The 24,920-nt window shown below is 54.9% G+C and carries 26 protein-coding genes and 1 tRNA gene; 14 read left to right on the top strand and 13 right to left on the bottom strand.

The window, feature by feature from the left end:
- Positions 1-8: 8 nt before the first annotated feature.
- Together D8B20_RS11540 and D8B20_RS11535 are read right to left on the bottom strand one after the other, a co-directional pair.
- Entirely contained in the window at positions 9-695 is a 687-nt protein-coding gene (locus tag D8B20_RS11540; RefSeq protein ID WP_315901024.1) for a 4'-phosphopantetheinyl transferase family protein, read from the bottom strand.
- Positions 696-814: 119 nt separating this feature from the next.
- Entirely contained in the window at positions 815-1,018 is a 204-nt protein-coding gene (locus D8B20_RS11535) for a hypothetical protein (RefSeq protein ID WP_145889010.1), read from the bottom strand.
- Positions 1,019-1,346: 328 nt separating this feature from the next.
- On the opposite strand from D8B20_RS11535, the gene D8B20_RS11530 reads away from it, so the two are divergent.
- From D8B20_RS11530 to D8B20_RS11515, 4 genes are all read left to right on the top strand, one after another.
- On the top strand, positions 1,347-1,847 hold the full coding sequence (locus D8B20_RS11530; protein ID WP_222433863.1) for a hypothetical protein: 501 nt from the start codon (positions 1,347-1,349) through the stop codon (positions 1,845-1,847).
- Positions 1,848-2,009: 162 nt separating this feature from the next.
- Positions 2,010-2,972, top strand: a complete 963-nt coding sequence (locus tag D8B20_RS11525) for a tyrosine-type recombinase/integrase (protein ID WP_145889009.1) — start codon at positions 2,010-2,012, stop codon at positions 2,970-2,972.
- Between the two features lie 61 nt (positions 2,973-3,033).
- Positions 3,034-3,672, top strand: a complete 639-nt coding sequence (locus D8B20_RS11520) for a hypothetical protein (protein WP_145889008.1) — start codon at positions 3,034-3,036, stop codon at positions 3,670-3,672.
- A gap of 856 nt (positions 3,673-4,528) precedes the next feature.
- Positions 4,529-5,029, top strand: a complete 501-nt coding sequence (locus D8B20_RS11515; protein ID WP_145889007.1) for a hypothetical protein — start codon at positions 4,529-4,531, stop codon at positions 5,027-5,029.
- Here D8B20_RS11515 and D8B20_RS11510 read toward each other — a convergent pair.
- Positions 5,022-6,142, bottom strand: a protein-coding gene (locus D8B20_RS11510; RefSeq protein WP_145886803.1) for an IS3 family transposase whose coding sequence is annotated in 2 segments (ribosomal slippage) — positions 5,022-5,884 and positions 5,884-6,142 — 1,122 coding nt in all. Because the reading frame shifts where the segments join, the coding sequence is not laid out codon by codon here. The two genes, D8B20_RS11515 and D8B20_RS11510, sit on opposite strands and share 8 nt — an antisense overlap.
- A 115-nt stretch (positions 6,143-6,257) precedes the next feature.
- Here D8B20_RS11510 and D8B20_RS11505 point away from each other — a divergent pair.
- The 6 genes from D8B20_RS11505 to D8B20_RS11485 all read left to right on the top strand — a co-directional run bounded on the left by D8B20_RS11505 (position 6,258) and on the right by D8B20_RS11485 (position 8,678).
- On the top strand, positions 6,258-6,686 hold the full coding sequence (locus D8B20_RS11505) for a hypothetical protein (protein ID WP_145889006.1): 429 nt from the start codon (positions 6,258-6,260) through the stop codon (positions 6,684-6,686).
- A 114-nt stretch (positions 6,687-6,800) separates the two neighbouring features.
- Positions 6,801-7,259 carry a hypothetical protein gene (locus D8B20_RS11500; protein ID WP_145889005.1) on the top strand — a complete coding sequence of 153 codons (459 nt, stop codon included), beginning with the start codon at positions 6,801-6,803 and terminating at the stop codon, positions 7,257-7,259.
- A gap of 18 nt (positions 7,260-7,277) precedes the next feature.
- The gene (locus D8B20_RS11495; protein WP_145889004.1) at positions 7,278-7,484 is read left to right on the top strand and encodes a recombinase family protein; all 207 of its coding nucleotides are present in this window, start codon (positions 7,278-7,280) and stop codon (positions 7,482-7,484) included.
- A gap of 39 nt (positions 7,485-7,523) precedes the next feature.
- Positions 7,524-7,697, top strand: coding sequence for a hypothetical protein (locus D8B20_RS21630; protein WP_186454367.1), 174 nt, complete (start codon positions 7,524-7,526; stop codon positions 7,695-7,697).
- A gap of 11 nt (positions 7,698-7,708) precedes the next feature.
- Positions 7,709-8,140: a hypothetical protein gene (locus tag D8B20_RS11490; RefSeq protein ID WP_145889003.1), complete on the top strand. Its 432-nt coding sequence runs from the start codon at positions 7,709-7,711 to the stop codon at positions 8,138-8,140.
- A gap of 16 nt (positions 8,141-8,156) precedes the next feature.
- The gene (locus D8B20_RS11485) at positions 8,157-8,678 is read left to right on the top strand and encodes a hypothetical protein (protein WP_145889002.1); all 522 of its coding nucleotides are present in this window, start codon (positions 8,157-8,159) and stop codon (positions 8,676-8,678) included.
- 637 nt (positions 8,679-9,315) lie between these two features.
- Here D8B20_RS11485 and D8B20_RS11480 read toward each other — a convergent pair.
- The 3 genes from D8B20_RS11480 to D8B20_RS11470 all read right to left on the bottom strand — a co-directional run bounded on the left by D8B20_RS11480 (position 9,316) and on the right by D8B20_RS11470 (position 11,467).
- Positions 9,316-9,392 (bottom strand) — tRNA-Pro (locus tag D8B20_RS11480).
- Positions 9,393-9,464: 72 nt separating this feature from the next.
- Complete coding sequence (gene yejM, locus D8B20_RS11475; RefSeq protein ID WP_145889001.1) at positions 9,465-11,216, bottom strand: LPS biosynthesis-modulating metalloenzyme YejM; 1,752 nt, start codon at positions 11,214-11,216, stop codon at positions 9,465-9,467.
- A 23-nt stretch (positions 11,217-11,239) separates the two neighbouring features.
- On the bottom strand, positions 11,240-11,467 hold the full coding sequence (locus D8B20_RS11470) for a YejL family protein (RefSeq protein ID WP_145889000.1): 228 nt from the start codon (positions 11,465-11,467) through the stop codon (positions 11,240-11,242).
- Positions 11,468-11,625: 158 nt separating this feature from the next.
- Between D8B20_RS11470 and yejK the strand changes: the two genes are divergently transcribed.
- A complete protein-coding gene (yejK, locus tag D8B20_RS11465) occupies positions 11,626-12,630 on the top strand; it encodes a nucleoid-associated protein YejK (RefSeq protein ID WP_145888999.1) in 1,005 nt (334 codons plus the stop codon).
- A gap of 62 nt (positions 12,631-12,692) precedes the next feature.
- Here the strand turns inward: yejK and rplY are convergent, their stop codons facing one another.
- Complete coding sequence (gene rplY / locus D8B20_RS11460; protein ID WP_128601631.1) at positions 12,693-12,977, bottom strand: 50S ribosomal protein L25; 285 nt, start codon at positions 12,975-12,977, stop codon at positions 12,693-12,695.
- Between the two features lie 130 nt (positions 12,978-13,107).
- Positions 13,108-14,862 (bottom strand): DNA repair helicase RadD, encoded by a 1,755-nt coding sequence (radD, locus tag D8B20_RS11455; protein ID WP_145888998.1) that lies wholly within the window; start codon positions 14,860-14,862, stop codon positions 13,108-13,110.
- Positions 14,863-15,028: 166 nt separating this feature from the next.
- Here radD and rsuA point away from each other — a divergent pair, with 166 nt between their 5' ends.
- The 3 genes from rsuA (at position 15,029) to D8B20_RS11440 (ending at position 17,646) form a co-directional block, all read left to right on the top strand.
- On the top strand, positions 15,029-15,751 hold the full coding sequence (rsuA, locus tag D8B20_RS11450) for a 16S rRNA pseudouridine(516) synthase RsuA (protein WP_145888997.1): 723 nt from the start codon (positions 15,029-15,031) through the stop codon (positions 15,749-15,751).
- 12 nt (positions 15,752-15,763) lie between these two features.
- Complete coding sequence (locus tag D8B20_RS11445) at positions 15,764-16,954, top strand: Bcr/CflA family multidrug efflux MFS transporter (protein WP_145888996.1); 1,191 nt, start codon at positions 15,764-15,766, stop codon at positions 16,952-16,954.
- A 365-nt stretch (positions 16,955-17,319) separates the two neighbouring features.
- The gene (locus D8B20_RS11440; protein ID WP_145888995.1) at positions 17,320-17,646 is read left to right on the top strand and encodes a YejG family protein; all 327 of its coding nucleotides are present in this window, start codon (positions 17,320-17,322) and stop codon (positions 17,644-17,646) included.
- On the opposite strand, the gene yejF is transcribed toward D8B20_RS11440, so the two are convergent.
- The 5 genes from yejF to pdeN form a co-directional block, all read right to left on the bottom strand.
- Positions 17,647-19,227, bottom strand: coding sequence for a microcin C ABC transporter ATP-binding protein YejF (gene yejF / locus D8B20_RS11435; RefSeq protein ID WP_145888994.1), 1,581 nt, complete (start codon positions 19,225-19,227; stop codon positions 17,647-17,649).
- Positions 19,228-20,250, bottom strand: coding sequence for an ABC transporter permease (locus D8B20_RS11430; protein WP_145888993.1), 1,023 nt, complete (start codon positions 20,248-20,250; stop codon positions 19,228-19,230).
- On the bottom strand, positions 20,250-21,341 hold the full coding sequence (locus D8B20_RS11425; RefSeq protein WP_145888992.1) for a microcin C ABC transporter permease YejB: 1,092 nt from the start codon (positions 21,339-21,341) through the stop codon (positions 20,250-20,252). Before D8B20_RS11425 ends, D8B20_RS11430 begins: the two co-directional genes overlap by 1 nt.
- Positions 21,342-21,351: 10 nt before the next feature.
- A complete protein-coding gene (locus D8B20_RS11420; protein ID WP_145888991.1) occupies positions 21,352-23,160 on the bottom strand; it encodes an extracellular solute-binding protein in 1,809 nt (602 codons plus the stop codon).
- Between the two features lie 63 nt (positions 23,161-23,223).
- A complete protein-coding gene (gene pdeN, locus D8B20_RS11415) occupies positions 23,224-24,789 on the bottom strand; it encodes a cyclic di-3',5'-guanosine monophosphate phosphodiesterase PdeN (protein WP_145888990.1) in 1,566 nt (521 codons plus the stop codon).
- Positions 24,790-24,920: the final 131 nt, after the last annotated feature.

Genomic DNA, 24,920 nt, shown 5'->3' with positions numbered 1-24,920 from the left:
CCGGTTTTTTATGGCTGCGGTAAAGGGTGCGTCAGCAGGGTGATCACCCGCTGCGGTGACAGCCAGAAGCGCGCCTGCAGCGGCGTGTGTGGGGTAAAGTCGGGGCTGAAACGCTGCGTCAGGCGCAGGCTGGCACACTGACGTCCTGGATCCACCGCCGTCAGCGTCGCCTGATGAAAATCCATCGGCTGGTGCAGCTGCGGCCACAGCGCTTTGTACAGGCTCTCCTTCAGTGAAAACAGCAGCGTAGCGGCCTGCGCGAAAGGCAGCGGCAGCGCCGCCAGCAGCGCACGTTCTGCCGGCTGCATCAGCAGCTCTGCGGTTTCCTGTACGGTGGCGTCGCACATGATGTGTTCCACATCGATCCCCACACACAGCGGTGCAGAGGTGGCCGCCATTACGGCGCAGCCGTGGCTGTGCGACAGCGACGCCTGCAGCCCGGCGGGCCAGCACGGCGAACGATCCGGCGCATTACCCAGCACAAACCCGGCGTGTCCCAGCGTTGCCAGCTGCTGCTGCACCAGCCAGCGGCTGGCCAGGTATTCCGCTTTACGGCGCACCGCCGCGTGCTGTAAGCCGGCGGGCAGCGGCAGTTGCCAGCGCTGATGCAGCTCAGCCTGCCAGGCCGCCGCATCAAAGGCGCACCAGGCCAGGGCGGGCAGCGAGGCCGTACTCATGGCCGCGGCAGTAATCAAGCCGCCCTCAGGGACGGGCAGGGCAGTTTCGTGGGTAAACATAGATGAACACGGCTGACAGAAAAGGGTGTTTTACCAGTCAGCCGTGGGCAGAGCAAGCCAGAGCGGCTTAGCCGCGATCAGTGATTAGGCGGGATGGCGAAGCTTTTCATCTGGACAACAAAATGCCGGTGGCCTTTGGTGATACGCGCACCGCGATCGCACCAGTGGGTGGCCAGGCGAAAGAAGTCGTCGCTGCCGATGTCATAGGCCAGTTCCACTTTACTGATACCCGAGTGCAGAAGCTCTTCGGCATCCTGCAGATTTTTAGCTTTGATGACCATTGTGGTTTCCCATCGCATGAAAAAGGGAGCTTCAGGGTAGGGGAACTCTGTGACAGTTTTGTTTCAGTCAGATGAATTGCTGTCATAAAACAGTAAAAATGTGATCGCGCTCCGCTTTGGTTGCGTCCGGTAAGTGACTGAACCGGTAAGGGATTACTGGAGAAGGTGCCACACTTTTGCCAGTCCGCCCGGGCCAAAGCGCAGCGTGGCGGGGCGAGGCTGCGTCGCCGTGACGCTGACATCTGCGTTTCATCTGGATCTGTTTATACTGTTGATTGTTTCGCATCTTCACTATTTTTTATGCGGATAATCAATGGAGAATCGCACAATGCAAAAGATGAGTGGCGTGGTATTACTGGCCTGTATCGGGCTGGGAGGTGCCCAGGCGGCCGATCTCAGTTTTCTCAATGCGCAGGGCAACGTTGAGGCCGTGCCGGGCGAACTGGTGTTCGTGCATAAACTGCACTATCGCAAACTCTATGAAGAGAAGCCGTTTCCGGATGCGGTGATCTACTACTACCGTAACGGCGTGTATAAAATCCTGTCGCAGGGCGAAAACCATTATGGGCTCTATGTGATGCAGGGCCACACGCAGGATCAAACCTATACCATTCGCTACATTTCCAGCCCTTCGCATGACTGGGGTGACAAAACCGCTTTTCATCAGCTCACCTTCGTTAATGGCGCGCAGTCAAACCTGTTTATTCAGAATGCGATTACGGAGAGAGGTGAACAGATTGCGCAGCAGAACGGTGAATTTATTACGCAGGAAAAAAATCTTGATCGTGTCGCCACAGAGTGGCACGACGGGCTGAAGATGGCACCGTGAGGCCAATAAAAAAGCAGCCGTAACAGGCTGCTTTTTCGGGATAATTTGGTCGGCACGAGAGGATTTGAACCTCCGACCCCTGACACCCCATGACCTGTAAAGGCATGGAATAGTTAGCTTACTCAATAAGATAGGTCATGATGCACACAGGAAATATTGCACATGGCTACAGTAAGACAGCTCCCTTCTGGTAAGTGGAACGCTCAAGTGAGAGTGAAGGGACACCCAACTAAGACGGCTACACGTTCTACCAGAGAAGAGGTAGAACAATGGGCTTCACAGCTTGAGCGTGAACTAAAGAAGGAAACGCCTTCTCTTTCTCATTTCACCACAGCCTATCTGGAAGAGGTGATGATGAAGGATGGCAAACGCAGAGGGGGCTACGAAGCCACCAGCTACAGGCTGAATACGCTTGTTCGTATGCTTGATGGCAAGCCCTTAGAGAGCCTGACAAGCGAGGATGTAGCAGCGTATAAGCTTAAGCGTAGCAAGCAAGTAGCAGGCTCTACAGTGAGGCTAGAGCTACAGCTATTGTCTCGTGTTCTTAGGTGGGCTAACAGTGAGAAAGGCGTAGCCTGTAGTGATGTGGTGAAGCCTGTGAAGCTCCCCAATGCTGGCAAGCCTAGAAGCAAGATAGTAGAAGAACATGAATACAAGATGATATTGGAACGCGTAAGCGAGAAGGCTAAAGCTATCATCATGCTTGCATGGGAGACAGCTATGCGTAGAAATGAGCTGTTAGCAATCACTCCCTCAATGGTGGATTTCAAGAAGCGTGTTATCCATCTGTCTGACGAACAGACAAAGAACGGGGAAGGGCGTGATGTTCCTCTTTCTTCTAATGCGTTAACGCTGTTACGTGAATTATGTGAAGGAAGGCAGGCTAATAGCAGGCTGTTTATTCTCACTCCCTACGCTGTTACACAGGCATTTAGAAGGGCAGCGAGAGAAAGCCATGTGTATGGGGTGTGCTTCCATTCACTGAGGCATACAGCTATCACCAGATACGCTGAGAAAGGGCTTAACACCATACAGCTGCAATGCATCTCAGGTCATAAGAGCATCAGCATGTTAGCCAGATACAGCCACATTAAGGCAAGCAGTGTGGCGGATTTAATGGGGTGAATTTGATGTATTTTTGTAGTTAGATTAATATGGTGCGTTATCAAAACAAAGAGAACGCGCCATGTTAACTCCTATTCAAGAATCAGTTTTTGTGTTGTCAGCTTTAAAGAATACTTTTGAACCTGCTCTTAAAACCTTTAAGAGATATATCAATGATGATGACGTGAAGTTTTTACTCCAAAGTAAGATGCTTATTGATTTATATTCCTTTCAGGAGGAGTGGGCAAGGCTAAGTGCTTTATGTGCCACTAATCCAGAAGTAGTGTTAACTCGTAAAATCTGTGAGCCAGCTCTGACAAGGCTGCATAAGTGGGGTGGGATAAGAGATTTTCGTAATAAGATTTTGGCTCACGGTTTTAGAGAAGAATTAAAGATTAATGGTGGCGGTAAAATTAACGCTCCTGCTGATTTAAAAAAGTGGTATTTTGATGCGGATGTGCCAAATTCATATGCGGAAGTTCTCTTGCTGGCAGAGATGGCTTATTTCTGCATGGCTATATTTATTACAAGGCATGGGGATAGCGCTAAAAATATAGATTTTAATCACAAGGAAGAAATAACACTTAAAGGAATTCAAACTGCTGAAGAGTTTGATGCGGAAATGGCAGAGTTTATGCGGCATATATCTACCATGGATAATTCAATTGCTAGTTCATGGCAGGGATATAGAACACTTAGCGAAATTGTGAGCAAGAAATGAGGGGGGAGAATGCTCCCCGTGTGGTTTACGAGACAAACCTGAAATACGTGAAGGTGGAGCAAGATTCCTAGCGTCTCCCTCTCATATCGTAACGTATTTTAAATTCCTTAACAGGGGTCATTCTCCGCGCTTCTATTATCTCCCAATACATTCCCCTCTCTTTTGCATCATCTCTTCTCCTGGTGTGTTCTAGGGGCATTTAAATGGCATGTATAGCTGTTGTTTGATATCAGCCTAACCAGTAACAGTAAAATGCTATCATCAATGCTGTTCCTCCTCCCTTTACCTGCTGGCTTTTCCTCACTTCGTGCGTGCTCATTTCTCAAGTTACTCAGAAAGGCTGAAAAATTTAATTCCTTTTCAATCAATGATTTGTTAAATGAGGTGATTTATTTTTGTCACAAAAAGCCGGTTATGGTACTGATATATTAATATAGGGGCATTATTTTTATAAGGCCTTTATGAAGATAATTTGTCACAAACAGTCCAAAAAAGGACTCTTTTATAGGTATAGAGGAATGATTTGTTGTTCTGTTATCAGAAGCAAACAAACAGAACGCACTAGCCGTGCAGGCTTAACAGCACGCAGGAAGCTAGCTCAGCCGGAAGCGGCTTCACTTAGCTCCTACAGAGAGCCTTTGATGTTTGAACGAATATGAGGCTAGCTATCTAGCCGAATAGAGTTCTCTGCGTAACGCCGTAGGCATTCTTTTGACTTTCCCCACATGGGCAGGCTCCGCAGGAAATGCCCATGACAGTTATCTATGCCTGATTACATAGCGCTTAATGACTACTTCGCTATTAGCCTTTAATACCTACCTCGCTATTAAACTCTCTATCAAGGATAAAAATTATAATGAAAATTGAATGGATTGAAATTGACGGCATGATGGTTGCTATTGATAAGTCAACAGGGGAGATTCTGAATGATTCACTGGATACCCTTCCTGCTGATTATGACATTAGCGAGAAAGTAATAGATACCTTAGAGGATATGTTTGGGAGATCTTTAAATACTACCTCGCTATTAGGCAAGCCCAAGACTGGGCCTAAGCCTAAGCAGGTATCTAACCCTTATGCCTCTTTCTTCTCTAATGTGCATTACAGTGAGGATACAGGAGCCAGCAACATGGTAGATGCACTGGATGATTTAGTTTATTCAGCAAGTACAGCTAGTACGGGTAACACCCGCATCCCTGTTAAACAGCTAGCGTTAGTGATGAGAAGCGAGCAACTATCTACTAAAGGAATTCAAGGGGCGCTTAGTAAGCGTCGACTCATTAAAGGGGAAAAGGCTCCCGGCAAACGCTATTGCCAGCATGACCTGCCCCCAGGATTAGATACAACCTTCAGTTAGTAATGTCGGTTGGTTTTTCTTCATATTTCCCGTCTCGCCAGCCTGCTGCAAATTCAGCTGGCGTCTGGTAATCCAGAGATGAATGTGGTCGACACTCGTTATAATCCTGCCGCCAGTCATTAATGATTTCCCGGGCATGAAGAATATCGCTGAACCAGTGTTCATTCAGACATTCATCCCGGAAGCGGCCATTGAAGCTCTCAATAAATCCGTTCTGCGTTGGCTTGCCTGGCTGGATTAAGCGCAACTCAACACCATGTTCAAAGGCCCATTGATCCAGCGCACGGCAGGTAAACTCCGGACCCTGATCAGTTCTTATCGTTGCAGGATAGCCACGAAACAGCGCAATGCTGTCCAGAATGCGTGTCACCTGAACGCCTGTAATCCCGAATGCCGTGGTGATCGTCAGACACTCCTTCGTGAAATCATCCACGCAGGTCAGACACTTAACCCGGCGGCCGCTGGCAAGAGCATCCATGACAAAATCCATTGACCATGTCAGGTTCGGCGCATCCGGACGAAGAAGCGGAAGCCGCTCAGTCGCCAGCCCCTTGCGGCGTCGCCTGCGCTTTACACCCAGGCCGTTGAGATGATAGATGCGGTATACCCGCTTGTGGTTGACGTGAAGGCCTTCCCGGCGCAGTAACTGCCAGATGCGCCGGTAGCCAAAGCGGCGGCGTTCAAGTGCCAGCTCTGTAATGCGTAGGGACAGCAACGCGTCAGCAGCCGGACGCTGAGCCGAATAACGGCAGGTCGACAGGGGCAAGCCTGCCAGCCTGCAGGCACGACGTTGCGACAGACCTGCGGCCTCACACATGACTTCCACGGCTTCCCGCTTCTGGTCTGTCGTCAGAACTTTCGGCCCAGAGCCACCTGAAGCGCCTCCTTATCCAGCATGGCTTCAGCGAGCAGCTTCTTGAGGCGGGCATTCTCCTCTTCAAGCGACTTGAGCCGCTTCACTTCGGGGACTTCCATGCCGCCAAACTTCTTGCGCCAGGTGTAGAAGGTGGCGTCTGAAATAGCATGCTTGCGGCAGAGTTCCCGGGCCGAAACCCCGGCTTCTGCCTCGCGGAGAATACTGATGATCTGTTCGTCGGAAAATCGCTTCTTCATGGGGACGTCCTCATGTGACTTATGAAGACATTACTAACATCACGGTGTATTAATCAACGGGGAGCAGGTCAAGCAAATTCTTGAGTCTGCTGAATCTCTGATTAAACGCATTGAGATGCATCAAGAGCGAGGAACTATTAACCTGAATGATTCTTCTGCCTTTCAGTTTGAACAAGACAGCATGGGTTATGAGCGCTCTGTTTGCTTGTCTAAAGCCATTCTATGCCCGGTTGAATTCACGGAGGGGGATAGGAGAGTTATATGCGCTCTGGCTAAAGCGGGAGAGTTAGGAGCAATCAACGATTATCTCCAGCGTATCACAGAGCATTCAGGGCGAATGCTGGAGCGTATTAAAGCGGGCATCCCTTCAATTGATTCAAAGGCTGCTTATTCTGCACTGGATGCTGAGTTTCCTTATGAGCCTTATGAATTAATTGATGAATATTTAACACTTAAGCAGGAGTTACCGGGAAGCGTGTTTATTATACCTGAGAAGGTTACTTCTCAAGAATGGATGTATCAAATAGAGAAGTATGTGGAATAGGAAGATCCCGCTATGGATGGCATTACTGCTAGTGTCGTTCTCAATTAAATTAATCATCCTCATTGGCCATCTAATGATGCATGGCCATCTATAACAATTATAAAAAGGTGTTCAATGAATAAAAGCTATCATCCAGAGAGTCAGAAGTTTTTTAATTCAAAGACGGGCAAGAACCACAGGGCATGGGCTGATGCAGCCGCAGCATATTACCGTTTGATTGGTGGGACGAATAAGAAATCAGCATTTGAGGCTATGGCTGCCTATTACGCTAAGGTTAATTCCGGGGCTATCCCGGCTCCTGTAATGCTCAATTCAAGTCAGGCGGTAGTAACAAGCTCTGGCACCTCTCCTGTTCAAAACTCAGCTGGGGCGGCTGTAGGCACAGGCACTTACACTGTGGCGTCTAACGCAGTGAGTAACATCCGTCTCCCGGCAACTGTGGGGGCTGTATCCAACTCAGGTACAGTTACCTGCACCGTCACTACTACCACAGCTCGTACAGCTGGGCAGAGTGACTCTAAAACAGTGACCTTCACCGTGGCTAACGGTGTTATCACTTCTATTTCTATTTAAATATAAAGGAAGGGTCTTATGTACGAAGAAATCCGCAAGAACAAAACAGCCATTTTCGATGAGAAAGTGAAGCCAGTGATTGAAGAGCTAATTGAATATGGTTATGGCTATACAGCACTTGCTAACGCGTTAAACACCCGTGGTGTGCTTAGTCGCTGGGGAACACCGTGGACAATTGATTCAGTAAAGAAAACCCTCAAGCGTTTAGAAATGAAAACGCTGTAAGCATTACGCCAATAACAATAAAAACAAAGAGGCAATAATATGGCTAAATATTCTAAAGCAGCTCGCGAAGCGTTTAACGAACATAAAGCAAGACAGGCTGCCTATTGGCTAGAACACTTAGAAGATAGTTTCCGCTCTCCGTTCAGCTGGACTAACAACATTAAAGGGAGCAAATACCGCCGCTCTCCCAAGCCTGCCAACGTACAACAATAAGGAAAATAAATATGACCCAGCTCTTCGAAAATGAACCATCAGCTCTGTTCCCTTCCACTTCTCCTGTTCCTCCTGAAACTTCTTCCAGTTACAACATCGAGCAGATGATTGAGCAGCTTGTAGCAGAAGGTTATAGCCCGGAAGAATCAGCGGCGGCTGTAGTGCGTTACATTGAGGGACAGAAGGCTGCTCAACATAGTGCTAACGGCTCTGCCATGAAGCTTCGCACTGACAAAGAGAAGGGGGAATATATGCGCCAGATTCGCTCTCAGGTAGCTCCTAACGTGTGGATTCCTCCACAGATGCAAGAACAGCACGCATCAGAACAGCGTGTTATTGACGCTCAGGAAGAGTTTAAACAGCGTATGAAAGAGCGGGCTACATCAGGGGGTATGATGCGCAGCACTCAGGCTGCTATTGATTTCTTCAAGCAGAAGCCTTGAGAGGTAGGGGGAGCATGTGAATAAGAATTTCAATCTGGCTTCACGCCAAAGAAAGCACAACGCTTCTCATTTTGACAGCAAGCAGAAGCGTGCAGATAGCCTACAGCCTTCCCCTTATTTCTCTACGCTAAACGGATTCTGTAAGTTCTCATACAGAGGCGTAGTTATTGAGCGGGGACAAGGAACCTACCAGATAGGGCGCAGGATAGTTATCTCCGGCTTTCCTGTAGACTCAGTTAGCGGGATATGGACTGACGCAAGGATGCTAAAGCTGGCTATTGATTTAGCGATTGAACAGGCTTGCCCTGAGAGGCACAAGGCAGTGATGGAGCAATACCGTAACTGGAAATGTCCCGCATGTGGCTCTGTTGCTCTAGTGGATTCAAAGGATATTCATACTAAGTGGAAGTACGTAACGGATAGCTGGGGGAATGAAGAAAGGATTGATACTGGCGTTAAGCTGCTTACATGCAACTATTGTTCAGAAGAGGTGGATTCTTCTGACATCTCCTATGTTTCCTCTGATGTGTTCCTCTGATACAGCTATTTTTCTGAGATAAATTTTAGGTGCATTATCCCCTCTAGCCCCTTTCCCCGACATTCCCTCACATAGCCCCCATACATCCCCGTATGCCTTCTATTACGCATACACTGGTGCGTTATCTACTGGATGCCCTGTTGCTGGGGCATCTGTTCATCCCCTCGTATACCCCTTTATCCATCCCCTCAGAACATCATAATTTTTGCTAGAAATTTTCGAGGTGCAGTTCGTATAGCAGCAAACCCCCGGTAGCCCCCCTTATAGCCCCCAAGCCTTTCCTCTCCAGAAAAGCAGCCAGCTTCCCTTTGCTCCCGTCTCACCAACAATTATTCCCTGTCCCTTGTCTTAGATAGACAGGGGGATAACTATCCCAATCAATCAGTTAGTTCTCAGCGTACACACTGCGTAATGTGTAGGGCGTCATAGCGTGCAGCTTGCTGCGTCAATAGAAGGCACGTAGCGCACCTGGGAGCAGCGTAGTAATGGAGCACAGCGACATTACGTCCTGTCATGGAAAGGAAAAGGCAGAAAGAGGATAGGGAGTGTGTGCAGTGGGGGATTGCACATGTGCAGAAAAGTACATAAAGTAAAAGGGCTAACCTTTCGATTAACCCTTTGACCTATTGGAGTAATTTGGTCGGCACGAGAGGATTTGAACCTCCGACCCCTGACACCCCATGACAGTGCGCTACCAGGCTGCGCTACGTGCCGAACGTGGAGGCTTATACTACTGGTTCCGTCGCCGATTGCAAGATGTGTCAGCGTTAACTGACTCATAATTAATCAGTTTGCCGTAAAGCGCTTCTCTTCGGTCAGTACCTGCAGCAGCAGCGCCAGCTGCGGTTTATGATCTTTCAGCGGATGGCCCTGCGCGTCCCAGGCGTTATAGCTGCCGTTGGTATTCAGCACCAGCGTCACGGTTGGCGTTGTGACCACCAGTTTGCCCTCTTCGCTGCTGGCAACCCAGTTATGGCTGCGCCGGGCAGCAAACAGATCTTCCCCCTGCGAATAGCTGGCCGGACTGGTCCGCACGTGCAGCAGACGCTGCATCAGCGTGGTCATCACATCCTGCTGATCGGTCAGCCGGTCAATGGTTTGCGCCGGTGTGTCCGGCCAGTGCAGCACCAGCGGCACCTGCAGCGTTGCGCGGTTGCCCGGATTATCACTGGCGTCAAAGGTCACCGCACGCTGCGCGGTGATCACCACCACGGTATTTTTCAGCAAATCGCGCTGCTGCAGCGTCTGCAATACTGCTGCAATCTGCTCATCCACGCTGCCCGCCTGACGCAGATAGTTGCGCTGGCGCGTTTTAACCGTGTCGCCGTTCGCCGCAACGCCGTTCAGCGCAATCCATGAGAACCACGGTGCACCGTCGCTTTTCTGGCCGTTCAGCCAGTTCTGCCATTGGCTCACGGTAGTGCTGTTGGGCTGCGGATCGGCATCCGGCAGGCTGTAGTCGGCCAGCAATGCCTGACGATAGAGCGGCTGACTGAAGCCATCCGAGGAGAACAGCCCGAACTGATAACCCTGTGCGTTCAGCGCGCTGAGCAGCGCCGAAGGCATGCGCGCCGCCAGCACGCCATCCATATAGCTGGAGGAGATGCCATAGAACAGGCCAAATAAGCCTTTTTCCGGCTGCAGTCCGGCACTGTAATGCTGCGTGAAGCGCACGTTATCGCGCGCAAACTGATCGAGTGACGGCAGCGCTTTGCTCACCGTGGCGTTGTTCAGGCCATCGACTGTCAACACCAGCAGATTGTGACGCGAACCGCCGTCGCGGAACGTGATATCGCTGAGCGGATACTGCACTGACAGCGCTTCCGGATCGCCCTGCTGCACCAGGCGGCGCTGATACTCCTGCGCATCCAGCAGGCCGTGACGCTCCAGAAAGCGGCGCGCCGTCATCGGATAGGAGAGCGGCAGATTGGCGCGCTGCATGGTAATCGGGCGATAGAAGTTAGCATCGGCCCAGATATACAGCAGATGGCTGGCAAAGAAGGCGCTGATAAACAGCGCGGCCAGCGGCTTGCCGAATGAACGGCGGTTGAGGCTGCGCAGCTTCTGCCAGCTCCAGGTGGCGAACAGCATCTCCACCAGGAAGATCACCGGCACGCTGATAAACATCAGCTGCCAGTCGCGCGCCATCTCGCTCTGATCCGGGTTGATTACCAGCTCCCACACCACCGGGTTGAGGTGCAGATGGAAGCGGTTGAACACCGCGCTGTCAACCATGATCAGCGTCAGCCCGGCGGTGGCCACAATGGCGGACAGCACGCGGAGCAGGCGTTGTGACATAGCGACAAACGTCAGCGGGAAGATGATCAGCAGATAAGCGGCGAAGACAATAAAGCTGAAATGGCCAATCCAGCTGGTGTACGCATAAATGCGGCCCGCAAGTGAGGCGGGCCAGTCGGCGACCAACAGGTAGCGGCTGCCTAAAATCAGCGCAAACAGAATATTAAACAGGGCAAACCAGTGCCCCCAGCTAATCATCTGGGAGACTTTTTCACGGTAGCGCTGCCGGTTGGTTACCATATTTATGACGTCAGATCTGCAAATTAATGGGCATTGTCATCGCGCACGGAAGACTGCAGGGCTTCCGCAAAGGAGCGGGCCAGGCTGCGGCGCTGGGCCGGCGCGACGTCCGTATTAATCAAATTGGTCACCATGTTCCCCAGTACCATCAGGGAAAGATCGGTGGGCGCTTTGTCTTTTTCGAGAACCTGCGCCAGCTGCGCAAGAAGCTGTTCAACGCGGGCGTCGCTGTAACGGGATGATTGTGGCATATCGTCGACTAATCAAGTGTGAAAAGGCGGTATAGTACCGTAACAAAGCACGTTTTTCCGCACTTTTATCGCAAGCAGAACGATCAGTTTGTGCGCGCAGTTGAAAGCGGCTGCGGGCGGTGTTTGAATACGCGCCTGAGCCAAAAGGAGAGTCTATCATGAGTCTGGATATCAACCAGATTGCCCTGCATCAGTTAGTCAAACGTGATGAAAACCAGCTGGAGCTGGTGCTGCGCGATACCCTGCTGCCCGCCACCCAGGCGGTGGAAGCGATGGCGGAAGAGCTGCACCGGGTTTACAGCGCAAAAAACAAAGCCTATGGCCTGTTTAATGCCGACAGCGAACTGGCAGACGCGCTGCGCAACTGCCGTAAAGGACAGGATGACTTTCTGGCGTTCAGCCGGGCGGCGACCGGTCGCCTGCGCGATGAACTGAGTAAATACCCGTTTGCCGAAGGCGGCGTGGTGCTGTTCCTGCACTATCGCTATCTGGCGGTGGAGTATCTGCTGGTGGCCGTTCTGAACAGTCAGGCGAGCATGCGCGTGAACGAGCAGCTGGATATCAGCAGCACGCAGTATCTGGACATCAATCACGCCGATATCGTGGCGCGTATCGATCTGACCGAATGGGAAACCAATCCGGAATCCACCCGCTATCTGACCTTTCTGCGCGGACGCGTAGGGCGCAAGGTGGCTGATTTCTTCATGGATTTCCTCGGTGCCAGCGTCGGTCTGGATACCAAAGCGCAAAACCGCGGCCTGCTGCAGGCGGTGGATGACTACTGCGCGGAGTCAGGGCTGGATAAACAGGAGCGGCAGACTTACCGTCAGCAGGTTTACACCTACTGTAACGATCAGCTGCAGGCGGGAGAGGAGATTGCGCTGGACGATCTCTCCAGTGAACTGCCGCCGCTGGGTGAAAAGACCTTTCAGGCGTTTACCCAGGAGCAGGGATACGAACTGGAAGACCACTTCCCGGCCGATCGCAGTACGCTGCGCCAGCTGACCAAATTTGCCGGCAGCGGTGGCGGACTGACGCTGAATTTTGATGCGATGCTGCTCGGGGAACGGATTTTCTGGGATCCGGCTACCGATACGCTGACGATTAAAGGCACGCCGCCGAATCTGCGCGACCAGCTGCAGCGCCGCACCGGCGGCAACTGAGCCGGCAGCGCGCCATAAAAAAACGCCGCATAAGCGGCGTTTTTTCCTCAACTCGTCAGCACTTATGCGCGAACGAAGTCGATGTGGTGCAGTTTTGGCTTGAACGGGTGACGCTGAACAGCCTGAACTTTTACTTTGGTTTCTTTACCGTCAACAACCAGAGTCAGCACTTCGCTGTAGAACTCAGGCTTAACCTGCATGTTCATCACAGAGTCGTGGTCCAGTTCGATAGCAACCGGTGCTTCGTTACCGCCATAGATGATGGCCGGGAATTTGTTTGCTGCACGCAGGCGGCGGCTCGCACCCTTACCCTGCTCTTTACGTACTTCGGTGTTAATAGTAAACATTTGGTATCTCTTCGATAGTTCCTGCTACAGGCGACCCAGCAGCAGGACGGTTATTCAACAGGCTTTTACGGATGCAAAAGCGGGCAGCATTATAGCCGGATTGGGGCAGCGGGGCAAATCATTCCGCCGCTTAGCGCAACTCGTTCGCACGGCGATAACGTCCCTGATAATCGAACATTTTTTCCCGCACCTGCCAGAAGTGGCCTTTGGCACGCGCCACGACAAAATCGGGGTGGCGCAGCAGGGGGTGCAGGGCGACCACATCGGCGGCGGTTTGCCAGCCCAGCTCCACGCCTGGTGCCCGCTGGTGCGGACGCATAAACAGCTGTTCAAACGCTTTACGCTGCGCCGGCGTTTGCAGCCGGAAGCGCTCGCTGACGCTGGTGCCATCTTCGTCGAAATAGCTGGCTTTCAGCCATTCCCCCTTATCATCGCGGCCGTGCGCCAGCGTCATACCGCTGCAGCGCAGCACGCGCGCATCTTTTAGCTTCAGCGCCGCTTTCAGCATGTCATCCGGATCCACCAGCACGCGGTCACACTGGTGGCAGCGGCGGGCGGCGATATCGTTCTCTGCCCCGCAGTCCGGGCAGCTTTTAAAGCGGAAGCGATAATCGCACTGCGCGCGCTGGCCTTCATCATCTTCCAGGACGCCCTGACAGCGACGACCAAAATGCTCAATCACCTGACCCTCTTCAGTGGCTTTGCCCCAGAAGGTGTTGGCAAAGCCGCAGGCGGGGCAAAACACCTGCACCGGCTGGTTATCGCTGGCCCCTTTGGGCGCGCCCACTTCCGGCGTGAAGAGATCGTGAGGATTGCCGGCGTAATCGAGGATCAGGCAGTCGGTTTTACCCGGTGCCAGACGCAGGCCGCGTCCGACAATCTGCTGGTACAGGCTGACCGATTCGGTCGGGCGCAGAATGGCAATCAAATCCACATGCGGAGCATCAAAACCGGTGGTCAGCACCGCTACGTTCACCAGAAACTTAAGCTGCTGCGCTTTAAACTGCTGAATCAGACGATCGCGCTCCTTTACCGGCGTTTCCGCGGACACCAGCGCGCTGGTGTCCGGCAGCAGGCTGAGGATCTCCCGCGCGTGCTCCACCGTGGCGGCAAACACCATTACGCCGCGGCGATCCTGCGCGAACTCCACAATCTGCCGGATAATATGCGGGGTAACGCGGTTTTGCTGTTTCAGCTCGCGGTTCAGATCGGCCTCGCTGAACAGCCCGTTGTTTTGCGGCACCAGGCGACTGAAATCATACTGCACCACCGGCATATCGAGCCGTTCAGGCGGCACCAGAAAGCCGTGTTTAATCATGTAGCGCAGCGGCAGCTCATAGATACAGTCGCGGAACAGCGCCCGATCATCGCCGCGCACCATGCCGTGATAGTGATACTGATAAATCCAGCCTTTACCCAGCCGGAAGGGCGTGGCGGTTAATCCCAGCAGGCGTAACTGCGGATTGTGCTGGCGCAGATGGGCGAACAGCTGCTGATACTGGCTTTCATCGTTATCACTGATGCGGTGGCACTCATCCACAATCACCAGCGAAAAGGCGCTGTCAAAGCGATCCAGATTACGCGCTACCGACTGCACGCTGCCAAACACCACCTTGCCGGTGCTCTGTTTGCGCTGCAGACCGGCCGCAAAGATATCGGCCTCCAGACCATACGCCTGATATTTGCTGTGGTTCTGCTCCACCAGCTCTTTGACATGCGCCAGCACCAGGACGCGGCCGCGTGCCAGGCGCGCCAGTTCAGCAATCACCAGGCTTTTGCCGGCACCGGTAGGCAGCACGATCACCGCAGGCGTGGCGTGGCGACGAAAATGGGCAACGGTGGCATCCACCGCCTCCTGTTGATACGGGCGCAGAGTAAAAGACATGACACACATTTTTTTCCGGAACGGACGCGCATTATGCCATGAAAGTGGCGGAAACGCAGGATCGCCACTATTAGCAGGCGAAGGATCAGGCTATACTGCCCGCACTTTTTCAGCGGTTAAACAGCCGTTTTCAGTTCCCCCCGCAGTAACAGGCAAAAGCGAATTCATGCGACTCGACAAATTCATATCTCAGCAACTGGAAGTTAGCCGTGCAATTGCCGGCCGCGAAATCCGCGCCAGAAAAATCACCATTAATGGCGAAGTGGTACGTGACACCGCCTGCAAAGTGTTGCCGGAAGACCAGGTCGAATACGACGGTCATCCGCTGGCAGTACAGCAGGGCCCGCGCTACTTTATGCTGAACAAACCGCAGGGCTATGTCTGCTCCACGGACGATCCGGATCACCCGACCGTGCTCTACTTTATTGATGAACCGGCAGCGTTCAAACTGCACGCCGCAGGCCGCCTGGATATTGATACCACCGGTCTGGTGCTGCTGACCGATGACGGCCAGTGGTCGCACCGCATTACCTCTCCGCGTCATCATCTGGAAAAAACCTATCTGGTTGAGGTGGAATCGCCGCTCGACCCGGCACTGGTGGAGAAGTTTGCCGCCGGTATTCAGCTGCACAATGAAAAAGATCTGACCAAACCGGCGCTGCTGGAGATCCTGGATGAAAAAGCCGCACGCCTCACCATCAGCGAAGGGCGTTACCATCAGGTCAAACGCATGTTTGCCGCACTGGGGAACCACGTCAGCGCGCTGCATCGTGAAAGTATCGGCAGCATTGTGCTGGACGAAGACCTGGAAGAGGGGCAATACCGTCCGCTGACTGACGCCGAAATCGACAGTATCGGTTTGCCAGACGAACTCAAACAGCGCAGGTAGCGGGAGACGGCGGTGCGAAAGGAGAAAAATTCACCGGCCGGGCTGGTGGTCATCCTGGGATTGCTGGCTATGCTGATGCCGCTCTCTATCGACATGTACCTGCCGGCAATGCCGCAAATCGCCCATGAATTCGCGGTGTCGGCCGGCAGCGTGCAGATGACCCTCAATCTCTACATTCTGGGCTTTGCGCTGGGGCAGCTGGTGTATGGTCCGCTGGCGGACAGCTATGGCCGCAAGCCGGTGATCGTGCTGGGCACGCTGATTTTTGCCTGCGCGGCCGCCGCCTGTGCAATGTCGCAGTCGATCGACCAGCTGATTTTGATGCGCTTCCTGCACGGGCTGTCCGCCGCCGCGGCCAGCGTGGTGATCAATGCCCTGATGCGCGATAGCTACTCGAAAGAGGATTTTTCCCGCATGATGTCATTTGTCATGCTGATTACCACCATCGCACCGCTGCTGGCACCGGTGATCGGCGGCTGGTTGCTGCTGCTGTGGAACTGGCACGCCATCTTCTGGACGCTGGCCATAGCGTCGCTGATCACCACCGTGCTGGTGGTGACGCAGGTGCGGGAAACCCTGCAACCGGCGCAGCGGCAGCGCTTTCATCTGCGCACCACGCTCAGTAACTTTGTCGCGCTGGTGCGCCACAAACGCGCCTTCAGCTATATGCTGGCCAGCGGCTTCTCCTTTGCCGGACTCTTCACCTTCCTCAATGCCGGGCCGTTTGTATACATTGAAGTTAATCACGTCTCGCCGCAGAATTTTGGCTACTACTTTGGCCTCAACGTGGTGTTTCTGTTTGTCATGACGCTGATTAACAGCCGCGCGGTGCGCCGTTTCGGACCGCTGGCGATGTTTCGCTTCGGCCTGCTGATTCAGTTTTTCATGGGGGTGTGGTTACTGGCGGTAAGCGCGCTGAACCTCGGCTTTCTGCCGCTGGTGCTGGGCGTGGCGATGTTTATCGGCTGCGTATCCACCGTTTCGTCAAACGCGATGGCCGTGATCCTGGATGAATTTCCGCACATGGCTGGCACCGCCTCCTCGCTGGCCGGCACGCTGCGTTTTGGCGTTGGGGCGCTGGTTGGTGCGCTGCTGTCGCGGGTCAGCATCAGCAGCGCCTGGCCGATGGTGACCACCATTGCGCTGTGTGCGACCCTTTCCATTCTGCTTTTTCGCTACGCTTCCCGCCCGCGCCGCGCCTGATGTGACGGCGCGCCTGGCCTGCCGCGCGCGCCGTCATTCTCTGTCCGTCAGCGCTTTATGCTGAAATTCCCCGCGCAGACTCGCCATTCTCCGGACAGTCGCTATGATTAATGTTTCCATAATGTGAAAATTAAGCGATAAAAAAGTAACGGTAATGCGTCTGAAATGATTGTTAACGCGCGTGTAACGCGGTACACATAGGCGTAAATGCGAGCCCGCTCGCAAAGCGAATCTTTACTGATGCTTTGTACTGAAAACGAGAAGGCCATCCTTGACGTCCGTCTTCTGCGTTTGCCAGGTGGGGATTCACTGCGCTGAGGCTGTCCGTTGTGAATGAAGTTAACGTCTCCGGGGATCAAAACACTATGCTGCAACTTTCGGTGGTGCATCGTTTGCCACAACACTACCGCTGGTCTGTTGATCACGTGGGAGAAATTGAACGTCAGGAAACGGTGAACGGGGGACACGATGAAGACCTCGTCGCCTTGCGCCTGCTTAGCCATGACGGGCATCTGGCGCTGGAGATTCTGCTGCAGCTGCAGGAGACGCTGACGCAGATTCAGGTCGACAGCAAAATTGCCCAGTGTGAAGGGCAACCTTGTCTGCTGATCCCGCGCGTCGATGAAAGCGCCGCCAGCTGCTGCCTGAAAAATCAGGGCGTGGCCATTGCCGAGACGTTTGAGGGCAAATAGCTACAGCGCACCCTGTGCGGACGCCAGCAGCTGCCGCGTATAATCTGACTTCGGCGCGTTAAACAGCGTTTCCGCCGCACCCTGTTCAACCACTTCTCCCTGCCGCAGCACAATCAGCTGATGGCACAGCGCCCGCACCACCTGCAAATCGTGGCTGATAAACAGATACGCCAGCTGATGCTGCTGCTGCAGACGGCGCAGCAGCGTGAGGATCTGTTTCTGCACTGAGCGATCCAGCGAAGAGGTCGGTTCGTCGAGGATGATCAGCTGTGGCTGCAGGATCAGCGCGCGCGCAATCGCAATGCGCTGACGCTGACCGCCGGAAAATTCGGCCGGATAGCGCGTCCGTGACGCGGCGTCCAGCCCCACCTCCTGCATAACCGCAATCACTCTCTCTTCCTGTTCGCGCGCGCTCAGCTGCGGAAAATGCACCTTCAGCCCTTCAGCAATCACCTGCTGCACCGTCATGCGCGGATTCAGCGAGGAGTTCGGATCCTGAAAAACCACCTGAATGCGCTGGCGCAGCGGCAGCAGCTGCTGGCGCGTCAGCTGATGCAGTGGCTGATCCCCGAACCAAATCTCACCGCGTGCGGCGATCAGCCGCAGCAGCGCCAGCCCGGTGGTGCTTTTCCCGGAACCGGATTCGCCTACCAGACCCAGGCTCTCTCCGCGGTGCAGGGTAAAACTGAGGTCATGCAGCGCCGTTTTCTCCCCTACCACGCGCTTCAGCAGCCCGCGACGCAGGGGAAAGCCCACCTGCAGGTGCTGCACCCGCAGCAGCGGTGCGGCATCAGTGAGCGGCACCGGGACACCGTCCGGTTCGGCAGCCAGCAACTCGCGCGTATAAGGCTGCTGCGGCTGGCTGAACAGCAGGCTGCAGCGCTGGCTCTCTACGGCGCGTCCCTGACGCATCACCGTGACGCGATGCGCCAGCTGCTGCACGATATTCAGGTTATGCGTAATAAACAGCATGCCCATGTTCAGCTCCTGCTGCAGTTCGCGCAGCAGCCGCAGAATCTGCGCCTGTACCGTGACATCCAGCGCGGTGGTGGGCTCATCAGCAATCAGCAGCCGCGGTCGGGTCAGCAGCGCCATGGCGATCATCACGCGCTGGCGTTCGCCGCCGGAGAGCTGATGCGGATAATCCTGCAAGCGCGTGGCTGCCTGACGAATGCCCACGCGATCGAGACAGCTGAGGATTTCGCCGCGTGCCGCTTCCTGCCGCATACCGCGATGCAGCGACAGCACCTCATACAGCTGTTTTTCCACCGTATGCAGCGGGTTCAGCGATACCATGGGCTCCTGAAATATCATGGCCATCTGATTGCCGCGCAGGCCGCGCAGCGTGCGTTCGCTGGCCTGCAGGATGTTGTGTCCGTCAAACAGAATCTCACCCTGCGGATACTGCACCAGCGGCTGCGGCAGCAGGCGCATAACAGAAAGCGCGGTAACGCTTTTGCCGGAACCGGATTCGCCCACCAGCGCCAGCGTTTCACCGGCGTCGACCTGCAGCGAAATGTCTTCCACCACGCGACGTTGCTGAAACGCCACCGCCAGATTGTTTACCGTTAACAGACTCATTCAGACTCCCCGGGCGGGATCAAAGGCATCACGTACCGCTTCGCCAATAAAAATCAGCAGCGACAGCAGCAGGGCGAGGGCGAAAAAGCCGGACAGTCCCAGCCATGGCGCCTGCAGATTGTTTTTCCCCTGCAGCAGCAGCTCTCCCAGCGAGGGTGACCCCACCGGCAGACCAAAACCCAGAAAATCCAGTGACGTCAGCGTGGTAATCGAACCACACAAAATAAACGGCAGAAACGTCAGCGTGGCGACCATGGCGTTGGGCAGCATGTGGCGCAGCATAATGTGACGGTCGCTGACGCCCAGCGCGCGGGCGGCGCGAATGTAATCAAAGTTGCGCGCGCGCAGGAATTCCGCCCGCACGATGCCCACCAGACTCATCCAGCCAAACAGCACCGTCAGCAGCAGCAGCCACCAGAAGTTGGGCTGAATCACGCTGGAGAGCAAAATCAGCATGAACAGCGTCGGCAGACCAGACCACACTTCAATCAGGCGCTGCCCCACCAGGTCGAGACGGCCGCCGAAATAGCCCTGCAGCGCGCCCATGACAATGCCAATGACGCTGGAAAACAGCGTCAGCAGCAGACCAAACAGCAGGGAGATACGCGTGCCGTACAGCAGGCGTGCCAGCACGTCACCGCCGTTGGCGTCAGTGCCCAGCCAGTTCTGGCGCGAAGGTGGCGACGGAAACGGCACCGCGGTGGCAAAGTTGATGGTGCTGTCGCTGAAGCGAATCGGGGCCCACAGCGCCCAGCCCTGCTGCGCGATGCGCTGCTTCAGCCACGGATCCTGATAGTCTGCCGGGGTCGGGAACGCACCGCCAAAATCACTTTCGCTGTAATCTACCAGCAGCGGCACGTACCAGCGCTGCTGATAGTGCACCAGCAGCGGCTTCTCATTGGCCAGCAGCTCCGCACCCAGTGAAAGCACAAAAATGACCAGAAAAATCCACAGCGACCAGTAGCCGCGGCGGTTGTGACGAAAGCGCTGCCAGCGCTGCTGATTAACCGGAGACAGACGCATCAGCGGCCCTCAAAATCAATGCGCGGATCGACCAGCGTATAGGTCAAATCGCTGAGGATATTCATCAGCAGGCCAATCAGCGTGAAAATATACAGGGTGCCAAACATCACCGGATAGTCGCGCTGAACGGTGGCATCATAGCCCAGCAGGCCAAGACCGTTTAGCGAGAACATCACCTCAATCAGCACGGAACCGGTAAAGAACATGCTGATAAAGGTGGCCGGAAAGCTGGCAATCACCAGCAGCATGGCGTTACGGAAGACGTGGCCATACAGAATGCGTTTCTCATCCACGCCTTTGGCGCGGGCGGTCACGACATACTGTTTGCGGATCTCATCAAGGAACGCGTTCTTGGTCAGCATGGTCAGCGTGGCAAAGCCGCCAATGACTGTCGCCAGCACCGGCAGGGCGATATGCCAGAAGTAATCGCCAATTTTGCCGTACCACGGCAGCGCGGCAAACTGCGGTGAGGTCAGGCCGCGCAGCGGGAACCAGTCGAGATAGCTGCCACCGGCAAACAGCACAATCAGCATGATGGCGAACAGAAAGGCCGGAATGGAGTAGCCGATGATAATAAAGATGCTGCTCCAGACATCAAACACGCTGCCGTTGCGCACCGCCTTTTTGATACCCAGCGGAATGGACACCAGATAGATAATCAGCGTGCTCCAGAGCCCGAGGCTCACTGACACCGGCAAACTCTCTTTAATCAGCTGCAGCACAGAGGCGTTACGAAACAGGCTGTCGCCAAAATCAAAGCGCAGATAGTTCCACAGCATTTCGCCATAACGCTGCAGCAGCGGCTTATCAAAGCCGTAGCGATGTTTGATTTCAGCAATCACTTCCGGATCCAATCCGCGCGCACCGCGGTACTGGCTGTCTCCCGGATTGTCGCGCACCAGCGCACCGCGCGCGCCCTCGTCGCTGGCCGCGCTGCCGGGCAGACCGGTGCTGCGGCCAAACTGAATGTTGGCCAGTGCCTGATCCACCGGCCCGCCCGGCGCGATCTGCACAATAAAGAAATTCAGGGTGATGATGGCCCACAGCGTGGGAATAATCAGCAGCAGCCTGCGCAGGAAATAAGCACTCAAACCGCTCTCCTCAGCGTCGGTCGGCCGGCAGGCGGCCGGCTTTATTGACATCGTACCACCAGTTCTCCAGCCCGGTGGCATAGGCGGGTTTTATGGCCGGATGGGAGAATTTATCCCAGAAGGCCAGCCGCTGCTCGCCGTTGTACCACATCGGGATCATATACGCATTCCACAGCAGAATGCGGTCCAGCGCCTGACCCAGCGGTTGCAGCGCGTTCTCATCACCCTGATGCGCAACAATCTCTTTGACGAAATGATCAACCAGCGGATCTTTCACCCGCGCAGAGTTCCACGAGGAATCGATGTAGTCGGACTGCCAGACAAACTGCAGATCGGCGGAGGGCCACGGCATCGCCAGATAGAGCGTTGGGATCATGTCATAGTCACCCGCGCGTAACCGGCGCAGGAACTGGGAGCTGTCCACCTGACGCAGCGTCATCTGAATGCCCAGCCGTGCCAGACTGTGCTGAAACGGCAGCGCCCAGTCGTTCTGCGAGCCGCTGCGCATCAGCAGCTCAAAGCGGAATGGCTGACCAGTGTTGACATTAACCAGCTGCTGATGGCGGATCTCCCAGCCCGCCTCCTTCAGTAATGCCATTGCTTTCAGCAGGTTGTCACGATCAAATCCGCTGCCGTCAGATTCAGGCGGCGCGTACGCCTGGTTAAACACTTCCGGCGGCAGCTGGGCTTTCCACGGCGCCAGCAGCACCAGCTGATCGGCCAGCGGATAGCCGGTTGCCGCATAGGCGGTATTCTGGAAATAGCTGCGGGTGCGCTTGAAGGCATGGTAGAACAGCGCCTTGTTCATCCAGCGGAAGTCAAACGCCAGCGTCAGCGCCTGACGGACCCGGCGGTCAGTAAACAGGGCTTTTTCATTATTGAAGGCCAGCCAGCGCGTGTCGGTTGCCGCGGTCGTGGGCGTGGTGAATTTGACGATCGCCTGATTGTCAAAATTGCGTCCGCGATACTGCGTTGCCCACTTTTTCGCGGAGCTTTCCTCGCGCAAATCGTAAGCGCCGGCTTTAAAGGCTTCAAACGCCACGTTGTCGTCCAGATAGTAGTCGTAGCGCAGGGTATCGAAATTGAAACGCCCGCGGTTTACCGGCAGGTTCGCCGCCCAGTAATCTTTTACCCGGCTGTACTGAATGAACTGGCCGGATTTATAGGCAGTAATGCGGTAGGGGCCGCTGGCGAGCGGCGGATAGCCAAGCGGTTCGCTGAATTTTTTGTTCTGCCAGAATTTTTCTGGCAGCACCGGCAGCGTCAGCCAGCTCAGCAGGCGATCTTTGTCCGGGCGGGGCAGGTCAATGCGCACCGTCAGACGGTTCAGTGCCTTCACCGTCACGCCGCGATAGGCGACACGAAACTGCGGCACGCCCTCGGTCATAAACTTCTGAAAGGTAAACGCCACATCTCCAGCGGTGACGGGCGTACCATCCTGAAAACGCGCGTGCGGATTCAGGGCGACTTCCATCCAGTGAAAGTCATCGGGATAACGCGCGGATTCAGCAATCAGCGGGTAGTAACTGCCAGGTTCGTCGTCAGAGGTGGTGAACAGCCCGTCATACAGCGTATCCGTGCCGACACCGGGATTGCCGCGTGAGGCATAGCGGTTGAAGTTATCAAACGTGCCGACCACCGCCAGCGTGATTTTACCGCCTTTGGGCGCGGCAGGATTGGCGTAGTCATAGTGGGTAAAATTTACCGCGTATTTCGGCATGCCCAGTTTGGCAAACGCATAGCTTTCGTTGATGGTGGCGGCGTGTAGCGGTGCAAGCAGGCTGCAGGCCAGCAGCGCGATACTAAGACGAAGCAGCATAAATGGGCCCTCCCTGACAAATCTGCACGGTGGGTTAACCGCTAATCCGGCACCCGCATGACGTTAACCTAAACGCGCCTGGTTTTGATAGTAGCTCAGCAGCTTTTCCGGCCGCAACGGGCGGCTGAACAGGTAACCCTGCAGATGCGTCACGCCGCGTTTGACCAGCCACGCGGCCTGATCGCGGGTCTCGACGCCTTCGGCCACGGTCTTCAGGTTCAGCTTTTTCGCCAGCAGCAGCACGGCGTCCAGCACCGGTGAGGTAAGGGTCTCGGTGCCAATACTCTGCACAAAGCCGCGATCGATTTTCAGGTAATCAAAGGGATACTTTTCGAGGTAGATAAGCGCACTGTGGCCGGTGCCAAAGTCATCAATGGCAATTTTGACGTTATTTTCGTGCAGCCAGGCGAAGATCTCACCGGCATTTTTTTCGCGTACCATGCTGCGTTCAGTGATTTCAAACACGTAACTGAAATGGTCGGCGGGCATGTCGGCAATCCACGCCTGGACGTGCTGGCGGAATTCGCTGCAGGCCAGATGCAGCGGCGACAGATTCAGGCTCAGGCGCGTGCCGCGGGGCAGTTGCTGGCACAGGGCCTGCGCATCGCGTGCCACCAGGGTAAACAGGTGGCGCGTCAGCGGGATAATCAGGTTTTGCGCTTCGGCGTAGCTGATAAAGGCGTCCGGAGGAATCATGCCCTCAACCGGATGCGTCCAGCGCAGCAGCGCTTCAATGCCGTAAGGCCTGCCCTCGGGCGCGGTCACCAGCGGCTGATATTCAACGTGAAACTCGCCGCGCCGGATGCCCTGCAGAATTTCACGCCCGGGGTGCCGCCGCAGCTGGAGTATCAGCCAGCTGGCGGCGCTAATCAGCAGCGAAAACAGCAAGCCGGTAAGCAGGGCCAGATGGTAGTCGCGCGGGGCCAGCGTGCTGCCATAGAGCCGGAACTGCAGCGTGTGGCCGGGCAGCTGCAGCGCGGCCAGTGCCGGGGGCAGATCGCGCACGTGAACCACCTGCTGCGTGCCGCTCAGCAGCGCATTGTCACCGATCACCAGCGCCATACCGGTGATTTCAGGATGATAGGACGCCAGCAGCTGATAGGGCGTCAGGCTGATATTTATTGTCGCCAGGATGCCGCTTTCCTGCGCGCCCGGATTTTTCAGCCATAGCGCCACCGCGGGTCGGGTGGGCAGCAGCGGCGTGCCCGGCAGCAGCTGAATATCGCGATCGCGACCCAGTTCCGAAGCCGGGGTGATGTTACGTGCCGGCAGCAGAAAAGCGCCGGTGGCGGATGAGCAATAGGCGTTGCCATCCCGCACCAGCAGGATGGCGCGGATATTGTCGGCAAAGGCGGCGCGTGAGGTGAGTTCCCGGCTGACGCTGCTGCAGCTTAGCTGGGTGTATTGCTGCAGCGGAAAGAGCGTCTCCTCCAGCGTGGCGATCACCTGTTGTAAATCCTCGCTGCTGCGTAACAGCAGCTGCTCATGTTGCCGGACGCGTTTCTGCCAGGTGAGCATAAGCAGCACAAGGACAAATAAGACAAAAAACACGACCCCAATTATCGCGCTACTCCAGGCGATGCGTCGCGAGTAGCTGGCATGACGTTTTAACGTCCCCGACAGTGGCATGGAGTTTGTTCCCCTGATCTCGCCATTTTTATTATTAAAACTGCATACAACTGTACTGGTGCAAGGCAACGAGAATATAACGAGGCCAGGCGAAAAGTCTCGTTATATTTCTGATTCGCAATTGCATTTTG

Source organism: Candidatus Pantoea soli, from assembly GCF_007833795.1.
Lineage (GTDB): Bacteria > Pseudomonadota > Gammaproteobacteria > Enterobacterales > Enterobacteriaceae > Pantoea > Pantoea soli.
This window is presented reverse-complemented; position numbering and strand designations above follow the sequence as displayed.